Genomic DNA, 8976 nt, shown 5'->3' with positions numbered 1-8976 from the left:
CGCACCGACATGGACTTCGTGCGCGGCACCTTCCGCGTGCGCGGCGACACGATCGACGTCTTTCCGGCGGAGCACGCCGAAAGTGCGGTGCGCGTGGAGCTCTTCGACGACGAGGTGGATGCGATCCTGCTCTTTGACCCCATCACGGGGGCCGTCGAGCAGAAGGTTCCGCGCTTCGTCGTCTACCCGGCGAGCCACTACGTGACGCCGCGGGAAGAGATCGTCCGCGCCCTGGGGACGATCGGCGAAGAATTGAAGGAGCGCCGCCAGGAGCTTCTGAACGAGGGCCTCATCGTGGAAGCCCAGCGCCTGGAGCAGCGCACGCGCTTTGATATGGAGATGATGGACCAGGTGGGCTTCTGCAAGGGGATTGAAAACTACAGCCGCCACTTGACGGGCCTCCCCGCCGGGGCGCCGCCCCCGTGCCTCATCGACTACCTCCCCGAAGACACGCTGATGTTCTTCGACGAGAGCCACGTGATGATGGGCCAGATCGGCGGCATGTACCGCGGCGACCGCGCGCGGAAGGAAACGCTCGTGCGCTACGGCTTCCGTCTGCCTTCGGCGCTCGACAACCGGCCGCTCCGGTTCGACGAGTTCGAGTCGAAGATGAAGCGCTCGATCTTCGTCTCCGCGACGCCCGCCGACTACGAGTTGGAGAAGAGCGGCGGCGAAATCGTCGAGCAGGTCGTGCGCCCCACCGGGCTCGTCGACCCGGCGGTCGAAATCCGCCCGGCGGTCTCCCAGGTCGACGATCTGCTCTCCGAAATCCATGAGGTCGTCAAGAAGGGTGAGCGCGTCCTCGTCACCACCCTCACGAAGCGCATGGCCGAAGACCTCACGGACTTCTTGTCGGAGCACGGTGTGCGGGTGAGGTACCTCCACTCCGACATCGACACCGTCGAGCGCGTCGAGATCATCCGCGACCTCCGCGCCGGGGTCTTCGACGTGCTCGTAGGCATCAACCTGCTGCGCGAGGGCCTCGACATTCCGGAAGTCTCCCTGGTTGCCATTCTCGACGCCGACAAGGAGGGGTTCCTGCGAAGCGAGCGGTCCCTCATCCAGACGATCGGCCGCGCTGCCCGTAACCTTCACGGCCGCGCCATCCTCTACGCCGACCGCATGACGGACTCGATGAGGAAGGCGGTGGGCGAAACCGAACGCCGAAGAGAAAAGCAGGAAGCCTTCAACCGCGAACACGGGATCGTGCCGCGCGGCGTCAAGAAGGAGATCCGCGACATCATCGACGTCGTCGAGCGCGGTCCCGACATGCTGGTCCCGCCGTCGGAGGAGACGGCGAAGCCCGCCGTTCCCACGGACGAAAAGGGACTCGCCAGGGCCCTGAAGAAGCTCGAGGACGAGATGATGACGGCTGCGCGGAACCTCGACTTCGAACGCGCGGCGAAGCTGCGTGAGGAGCTGCGCGCCCTGCGCGAAGAAGCCTTCGGCGCGTCGGTCGACCGTTGAGGCTTCCCGGGCACAGGTGAGGCCCTTGGGATCGGCCTCAATCGGGGCGGCCTCCGAAAAAGATATAGTCAAGCGCCACCGTCTGCGGTAGGATACCCAGCATTGGAACCATCTTTGCCGGGTCCTCGGCGGCCCGTTCGGTGAACATCGTGATCAAAATACTTTTCGTCTGTACGGGGAACATCTGCCGGAGCCCGACTTCGCAGGCGATCTTCACCCGCATGGTCAAGCAGTTCGGCTTCGAGCGCGTCATCACCTCGGACAGCGCCGGCACGAGCGACTATCACGTGGGCGAAGCGCCCGACGTGCGCGCGCAGTTGGCCCTGAGGAAGCGCGGTCTCGACATCTCCAAGCATCGTGCCCGCCAGGTCGCCCTGGAAGACTTTGAGGAAGCCGATCTGATCCTGGCGATGGACTGGGAGAACCTCACCGAACTCCAGCAGCGCTCGCCCGCGCAGTACCGCCACAAGATCCAGCTTCTCATGCGCTACGCGAACGACATCGACGCCGCGGTGGTGCCGGACCCCTATTACGGGCTCAACGAAGGCTTCAACCAGGTGATCGAATACTGCACGGACGCCTGCGAGGGCCTTTTGGAGAACCTCGAAAAGAAGGCGAAGAAGCTCTTGGCGGAGCTCCCGCCCGAAGAGAATACGCCTCTCTGAGAAAGCTTCTCCGAGAAGGATTGACGCGACGAAGAGCCGACCCCCCGATGGGTCGGCTTTTTCGTCCTTCGCTACCCCGTCCGTACGTCTTTCCCTACCACCTTCGGTCAAGTCGAATGGCTGACTTGTTTGGTCGGGTATTTGGGTATATGATTCGTCTCACGCTGAATAACCGACTGAATTGGTCGGGTATGGGCGAGAGGGCCGGGAGAGGCCTTCCGCCCGGCTTTTTTGGGACACACCGCAGGGAGGAGGACCGACGTGAAGCTCACGACCAAAGGGCGTTTCGCCGTCACGGCGATGGTGGACATCGCCCTGCACCAGGCCGAGGGCTCAGGCCCGATCCCGATTTCCCAGATCGCCGAGCGGCAGAAGATTTCGCTCGCCTATCTGGAGCAGCTCTTCTGCCGGCTGCGCCGCGCGGGGCTCGTTGAGAGCACGCGCGGTCCCGGCGGCGGCTACAAGCTTGCGGACGTTCCCGAACGGATCACGATCGACCGCATCATCGCCGCGGTCGACGAAAACCTCGACACGTCGCAGTGCGGGGGCACGGGGACATGCCTCGGCGGCGCCGCCTGTCTCACCCACCACCTGTGGGAGAGGCTGAACGGCGTCATCGAGAGCTTCCTCTCCGGCATCACGCTCGCGTCGCTCGTTGCCGAGGAAAAGCACCGCAAGGGCAAGCGCCAACACGTCCCCGCGGTGATCCCCACGGCGAAGCACGAACACGATTCGCATCGACACCAGACCCGTCCCTGAGACGGGCGAGAGACCCTGAACGACACAAAGGAACGCATCATGAAGCTTCCGGTTTACCTTGACTACTCCGCCACGACGCCCGTCGATCCCCGCGTCGCCGCCAAGATGATCCCCTTCCTGACGGAAGACTTCGGGAATCCCGCTTCGCACAGCCACGCCTACGGCTGGACGGCCGAAAAGGCGGTTGAGGAAGCCCGCGGCCACGTCGCCGCCTTGATCGGTGCGGATCCCCGCGAAATCGTCTGGACGTCGGGCGCGACCGAAGCCGACAACCTCGCGATCAAGGGCGCCGCGCACTTCTACCGCGAGAAGGGCAAGCACCTCATCACGGTGAAAACCGAACACAAGGCGGTTTTGGATTCCATGCGCCACCTGGAAACGGAAGGCTACGAGGTCACGTACCTCGACGTTCAGGAAGACGGTCTGATCGACCTCGAGGCGCTCCGCGCCGCGATGCGCCCCGACACGATCCTCGTCTCCGTCATGGCGGTCAACAACGAAATCGGCGTCATTCAGGACCTCGAAGCGATCGGCGCGATGTGCCGTGAGCGCGGGATCCTCTTCCACTGCGACGCGACGCAGGCCCCGGGCCACATGCCGCTCGATGTCGACGCGATCAAGTGCGACCTGATGAGCCTCTCCGCGCACAAGGTCTACGGCCCGAAGGGCATCGGGGCGCTTTACGTCCGCCGCCGTCCGCGCGTTCGCATCGAGTGCCAGATCCACGGCGGCGGCCACGAGCGCGGCATGCGCTCCGGCACGCTCGCCACGCACCAGATCGTCGGCATGGGCGAAGCGTACCGCTTGGCGAAGCTCGAATTGGATGAAGAGCTTCCGCGCCTTCGCCGCCTGCGCGACCGCCTCTGGGACGGCATCCGCAGCAACATTCCCGAGATTTATCTGAACGGCAACTGGGAGCACCGCTCGCCCCACAACCTCAACGTGAGCTTCGCGTTCATCGAGGGCGAAAGCCTGATGATGGCCTTGAAGGACATCGCGTGCTCCTCGGGGTCGGCGTGCACGTCGGCGTCGCTCGAACCGAGCTACGTGCTGCGCGCGCTCGGCCGCGACGACGAACTCGCCCACAGCTCGATCCGCTTCACGCTCGGGCGCTTCACGACCGAAGAGGAGATCGACTACGTCGTCAAGAGCCTCGTCGAAAAGGTGGCGAAGCTCCGCGAAATGAGCCCGCTCTGGGAAATGCACCAGCAGGGCCTCGACCTCTCGAAGATCGAGTGGAGCGAACACTAATCCCGATTTCCCGTCCGGGGCCCTCTTGGGTCCCGGAGCACCAGGAGACCAGAACATGGCCTACAGCGAAAAACTCATCGACCATTACGAAAACCCCCGCAACGTGGGGACGCTCGACAAGGACGCCGACGACGTCGGCACCGGCATGGTGGGCGCGCCCGCCTGCGGCGACGTGATGCGTCTGCAGATCAAGGTGAACGGCGAGGGCGTCATCGAGGACGCCAAGTTCAAGACCTACGGCTGCGGCTCCGCGATCGCGAGCTCCTCGCTCGTGAGCGAATGGGTGAAGGGGAAGACTCTGGACGAAGCCTCCCAGCTCACCAACGCCGCCATCGCCGAAGAGCTCGCGCTCCCGCCGGTGAAGATTCACTGCTCGATCCTCGCGGAAGACGCCATCAAGGCCGCCATCCGCGACTACCGCAGCAAGCAGGAAAAGAAGGAGTAAGACCATGCCCGTCACGCTCACGGAAGCGGCCGCCCGTCACGTCCGCAAGTACCTCGAACGCCGCGGCAAGGGCATCGGCCTGCGTCTCGGCGTCAAGACCTCGGGCTGCTCCGGCATGGCCTACAAGCTCGAGTTCGCCGACGCGATCAACGAGGACGACAAGGTTTGGGAAAGCTTCGACGTCAAGGTGATCGTCGACGAAAAGAGCCTGCCCTACATCGACGGCACCGAGCTCGACTACACCCGCGAGGGTCTGCAGGAGGGGTTCCGCTTCAACAACCCCAACGAGACGAGCCGCTGCGGGTGCGGTGAATCCTTCCACGTCTGAGGGTCAGGATGACCGATCCCTTCGCCCTTTTCGGTGCCGAAGCCCGCTTCGGCATCGATCTTGAAAAGTTCGGGCGCGCGCGCGAGCGCGCGCTCGCTCGCGTTCATCCGGACCGTTTTGCGGACCGCCCGGCGGCCGAGCGCCGCGTCGCGGAGCAGTGGACCGCCCGCATCAACGAAGCGTGGGACACGCTTCGCGATCCCGTGCGCCGCGCCTCGTGGTTCTGCGCGCAGAACGGCGCGCCGGTGAACGCCGAAACCGACACCGCGATGCCCCCCGAATTCCTCATGCGCCAGATCGAGTGGCGCGAAGCGCTGGAAGCGGGCGGGGCCGACGCCGAAGCGGCGCTCTCGGAAGCCCGCGCGATGCGCGACCGCGCGCTCGGGCAGCTTGCCGACGCGATCGACGTGCGCCGCGACTTTCAGGCGGCCCGCGACCTCACGCGCGAACTGATGTTCGTCGAGCGCTTCCTCGCGCAGACGAAGTGACGACAGAAAGGAACCTACACTGATGGCGCTCTTTCAAATCGCCGAGCCCGGACTTTCCGCGGCACCCCACGAACACCGTCTCGCGGTCGGGATCGACCTCGGGACCACGAATTCGATCGTCGCGACCGTTCGGAGCGGCGAACCCGAGTGCATCGCGGACGAGGCGGGCGAGACGCTGCTCCCGTCCGTCGTGCGCTACCAGGCCGACGGCACCGTGACGGTGGGCCGCGAAGCGCGCGAGCACGCGCGCGACGACGCGAAGAACACGATCTCGAGCGCGAAGCGCCTGATCGGCCGCCGCCGCGAAGACCTCGCGAACCTGCCGAGCCTTCCCTACGACATCGTCGACGAAGGCGCGATGCTCGCGATCCGCACCGCGGCGGGCGTGAAGAGCCCGGTCGAAGTGAGCGCCGAAATCCTGAAGTCGCTCGCCGCGCGCGCCGAAGCGCGCCTGGGCGGCGACCTCATGGGGGCCGTCATCACGGTGCCCGCCTACTTCGACGACGCGCAGCGTCAGGCGACGAAGGACGCGGCGCGCCTCGCGAACCTCAACGTGCTCCGTCTTCTGAACGAACCCACCGCCGCCGCACTCGCCTACGGGCTCGACAACGGTGCGGAAGGCGTCTACCTGGTCTACGACTTGGGGGGCGGCACCTTCGACGCGTCGCTCCTCAAACTCAACCGCGGCGTCTTCGAAGTGCTCGCGACGGGCGGGAATGCGTCCTTGGGCGGCGACGACTTCGACCACCGCATCTTCTGCCGTTTGGTCGAGCGCCTGGGCGACGAGGGCGTGCACCGCATCCTGTCGCCTGAAGAGAAGCGCCGCCTGATCGACGCCGCGCGCGCCGCGAAGGAGGCGCTGACCGACGCGGAAACCACCCGGATCCGCGTGGAGTTGGACGACGGCCTCGTGGTCGACGAGGAATTGACGCGCGACGAATTCGAAAAGATCACGGCGCATCTGGTCCGCAAGACCCTCTGCGCGGTGAAGGCCGTCCTGAAGGACGCCGAACTCGAACCTACTGAGATCAAGGGCGTCGTGCTCGTGGGCGGGTCGACCCGCATGCCCTGCGTGCGCCGCGCCGTGCGCGAGCTCTTCGGCGTCGAACCCCTGGTCGACATCGACCCGGACCGCGTCGTGGCGTTGGGCGCCGCGATGCAGGCGAACAAGCTCGCAGGCAACACCGCGGAAGGGGACGACTGGCTCCTTTTGGACGTCACGCCCCTCTCGCTCGGCCTTGAAACGATGGGCGGGTTGGTCGAGAAGATCATCCCGCGCAACAGCGCGATCCCGACCGCGATGGCGCAGGACTTCACCACCTTCAAGGACGGGCAGACCGCGATGGCGCTCCACGTCGTGCAGGGTGAGCGTGAAGTCGTGGACGCGTGCCGGTCGCTCGCGAAGTTTGAACTCCGCGGCATCCCGCCGATGGCGGCGGGCGCCGCCCGCATCCGCGTCACCTTCCAGGTGGACGCCGACGGGCTCCTTTCCGTTTCCGCGCGCGAAACCACGACGGGCGTCGAAGCCCGCGTCGAGGTGAAGCCCTCCTACGGCCTGACCGACGACGAAATCGTCCGGATGCTCCGCGACGGGAACGGCAGCGCCGAAGCCGACATGCGTGCGCGCGAACTCCGCGAGCAGCAGGTCGAAGCCCGCCGCATCATGGAGTCCGTCGCGAGCGCCTTGGCCGAAGACGCCGATCTCCTCTCCGCGGACGAGCGCGCCGAGATCGACCGCTTGGTCGAGGAGTTGACGCGCCTTGCCGCCACCGACGACACCCAGGCGATCAAGGCCGCCTCGGAGGCTCTCACGAAGGGCACCGAGACCTTCGCCGAACGCCGCATGGACCGCTCGATCCGCGCCGCGCTCCAGGGGAAGTCCTTGGACGACGACCTCTTCGCGGACGACGAAGAAGAACCCGCAGAACCCGCCAAGCATTGACGAAGGAGACCCTTCATGCCAAAGATCACCGTCCTCCCTCACGCCGAACTCTGCCCGGAAGGCACTTCCTTTGAGGTGCCCGTCGGCGCCAACCTCGCCCGCGCGCTGCTTGAGAACGGCATCAAGATCGAGCACGCCTGCGAATTCTCCTGCGCCTGCTCGACCTGCCACGTCTACGTCCGCGAGGGGTTGGAGACGCTGAACGAACCCGAAGACAACGAGCTCGACCACCTCGATGCCGCCTGGGGCGCTGGGCTCTACTCGCGGCTCTCCTGCCAGACGACGGTGGGTGAGGCCGACATCACGGTCGAGATCCCGAAGTATTCCCGCAATCACGCGAAGGAGCACTGATCATGAAGTGGACCGACACGCGTGAGATCGGCGAGACGCTCGCCGACGAATTCCCGGACGTGGACCCGCTCACGCTCTCCTTCGTGAAGATGCACGAGATGATCTGCGCGCTTCCCGACTTCGACGACGACCCGGAAGGGAGCAACGAGAAGATTCTCGAAGCGATCCTGACGGTGTGGTTGGACGAACGGGACTGACGGACGAGACGGAAGTCACGGATGGAGGAGCCCTTCAGGGGCTTCCTTGAGAACCGGAAAAAGCGAAAGGAGGTGAGCGCTTGCTCGCCTCCTTTTTGCTAGGGTGGAAGGTGAAGGGGAGAGAGGACGTCCGGCATGGCCGAGGGTATGTCGCCCGGACGTCCTCCCTGAGGAGACGGTTACCCGAAGAGGATCATGTTGACGATCAAGGTCGTCACGAGGCCGAGGATCATCGGGATCCAGGTGCGGCGCACGATCGCGACGGGGCTCACGCCCGCGGCGCCCGCGACCGCGATGATGACGCCCGCCACCGGGCTCATCGCACGGATCATGCCGGAGGCGAACTGCATCGGCGTGACGAGCGCTTCGACGGAGCCGCCCAACCCCGCGGCGACGTCGGGCGCCAGGGCCGCGAAGGACGAGTAGGCGCCGACGCCCGAACCCGTGAGGAAGGTGACGATCGAGACGATGCCGGTCAAAAGCACGGTCATCGCGCCCATACCGGCGCCCACGCCCTGGGCGGAATTGATGATGATGTCAATGAGCCCCGAGGTCTTGAGGCCCGTCGCGAAGAATTCCGCGCAGATGATGAGCGCGACGATCCCCGCGAACATCTTCCCCATGCTCTGGAACATCGCCATCGCGTCCTTGAAGATCTTCTTCACGTCGCGGCAGCGGATGACTTCGATGATGACGACGCCCATCCACACCATGAAGAGCGCGGCGATCGTGTCGAGCTTGACGGACGAAACGACGAGGTTCGAGAAGATGATGAGAAGCGCGATGGGAAGGACCGGGAAGATCGCGTACCACTTCGGGGCGGCCGGCGCGTCCGACTTCTTCACCTCCACGACTTCGCTGTAGACGTCGTCGGCCTTCCGGTCATAGTGGCGCTGCACGAAGTAGTGCGCGGCGCCCGCGACGATGAGGGTCGGGACCGCGATCGGGAGCTGGTACTGCACGAGGTAGATGATCGGGTCGAGGTTCGCGACCTTGGCGGCGAGGCTCGCCGTCCCGGCGGTGGGCGCAAAGGTCATGCCGGCCGAAGTCCCGATGACGGCGGCCGCCGATGCGGCGGAGGTG

At 65.5% G+C, this 8976-nt stretch carries 11 protein-coding genes; 10 read left to right on the top strand and 1 reads right to left on the bottom strand.

All coding sequences use genetic code 11. From position 1 onward, the window contains the following. From HMPREF9440_RS06760 to iscX, 10 genes are all read left to right on the top strand, one after another. The coding region (locus HMPREF9440_RS06760) for a helicase-related protein (RefSeq protein WP_040764457.1) at window positions 1-1467 on the top strand (1467 nt) is incomplete at its 5' end. Window positions 1468-1613: 146 nt separating this feature from the next. Continuing rightward, window positions 1614-2132 carry a low molecular weight protein-tyrosine-phosphatase gene (locus tag HMPREF9440_RS06755; RefSeq protein WP_050816173.1) on the top strand — a complete coding sequence of 173 codons (519 nt, stop codon included), beginning with the start codon at window positions 1614-1616 and terminating at the stop codon, window positions 2130-2132. Between the two features lie 261 nt (window positions 2133-2393). After that, window positions 2394-2891: an Rrf2 family transcriptional regulator gene (locus HMPREF9440_RS06750; protein WP_040764454.1), complete on the top strand. Its 498-nt coding sequence runs from the start codon at window positions 2394-2396 to the stop codon at window positions 2889-2891. A 39-nt stretch (window positions 2892-2930) separates the two neighbouring features. Continuing rightward, window positions 2931-4142 carry an IscS subfamily cysteine desulfurase gene (locus HMPREF9440_RS06745; RefSeq protein ID WP_008542729.1) on the top strand — a complete coding sequence of 404 codons (1212 nt, stop codon included), beginning with the start codon at window positions 2931-2933 and terminating at the stop codon, window positions 4140-4142. A 55-nt stretch (window positions 4143-4197) separates the two neighbouring features. Next, entirely contained in the window at window positions 4198-4587 is a 390-nt protein-coding gene (gene iscU, locus HMPREF9440_RS06740) for a Fe-S cluster assembly scaffold IscU (RefSeq protein WP_008542728.1), read from the top strand. 4 nt (window positions 4588-4591) lie between these two features. Further along, window positions 4592-4915 carry an iron-sulfur cluster assembly protein IscA gene (iscA, locus tag HMPREF9440_RS06735; protein ID WP_008542727.1) on the top strand — a complete coding sequence of 108 codons (324 nt, stop codon included), beginning with the start codon at window positions 4592-4594 and terminating at the stop codon, window positions 4913-4915. A gap of 8 nt (window positions 4916-4923) precedes the next feature. Beyond that, window positions 4924-5403: a Fe-S protein assembly co-chaperone HscB gene (gene hscB, locus HMPREF9440_RS06730; protein WP_008542726.1), complete on the top strand. Its 480-nt coding sequence runs from the start codon at window positions 4924-4926 to the stop codon at window positions 5401-5403. Window positions 5404-5425: 22 nt separating this feature from the next. Then, window positions 5426-7345 (top strand): Fe-S protein assembly chaperone HscA, encoded by a 1920-nt coding sequence (hscA, locus tag HMPREF9440_RS06725; protein ID WP_008542720.1) that lies wholly within the window; start codon window positions 5426-5428, stop codon window positions 7343-7345. A gap of 15 nt (window positions 7346-7360) precedes the next feature. Beyond that, entirely contained in the window at window positions 7361-7696 is a 336-nt protein-coding gene (fdx, locus tag HMPREF9440_RS06720) for an ISC system 2Fe-2S type ferredoxin (protein ID WP_008542717.1), read from the top strand. 2 nt (window positions 7697-7698) lie between these two features. Then, entirely contained in the window at window positions 7699-7893 is a 195-nt protein-coding gene (gene iscX, locus HMPREF9440_RS06715; RefSeq protein WP_008542715.1) for a Fe-S cluster assembly protein IscX, read from the top strand. 179 nt (window positions 7894-8072) lie between these two features. Here iscX and dcuC read toward each other — a convergent pair. Beyond that, on the bottom strand, window positions 8073-8976 hold a 904-nt coding region (gene dcuC, locus HMPREF9440_RS12025), incomplete at its 5' end, for a C4-dicarboxylate transporter DcuC (protein ID WP_008542714.1).

It is taken from the genome of Sutterella parvirubra YIT 11816 (assembly GCF_000250875.1).
GTDB lineage: Bacteria > Pseudomonadota > Gammaproteobacteria > Burkholderiales > Burkholderiaceae_F > Sutterella > Sutterella parvirubra.
The sequence above is the reverse complement of the archived record's forward strand: the minus strand, read 5'-3'. Positions and strand labels throughout refer to the sequence as shown.

Coding starts and splice junctions, on each gene's coding strand:
- HMPREF9440_RS06745 (WP_008542729.1), top strand. CDS start 2,931: ATGAAGCTTCCGGTTTACCTTGACTACTCCGCCACGACGCCCGTCGAT.
- iscU (WP_008542728.1), top strand. CDS start 4,198: ATGGCCTACAGCGAAAAACTCATCGACCATTACGAAAACCCCCGCAAC.
- iscA (WP_008542727.1), top strand. CDS start 4,592: ATGCCCGTCACGCTCACGGAAGCGGCCGCCCGTCACGTCCGCAAGTAC.
- hscB (WP_008542726.1), top strand. CDS start 4,924: ATGACCGATCCCTTCGCCCTTTTCGGTGCCGAAGCCCGCTTCGGCATC.
- hscA (WP_008542720.1), top strand. CDS start 5,426: ATGGCGCTCTTTCAAATCGCCGAGCCCGGACTTTCCGCGGCACCCCAC.
- fdx (WP_008542717.1), top strand. CDS start 7,361: ATGCCAAAGATCACCGTCCTCCCTCACGCCGAACTCTGCCCGGAAGGC.
- iscX (WP_008542715.1), top strand. CDS start 7,699: ATGAAGTGGACCGACACGCGTGAGATCGGCGAGACGCTCGCCGACGAA.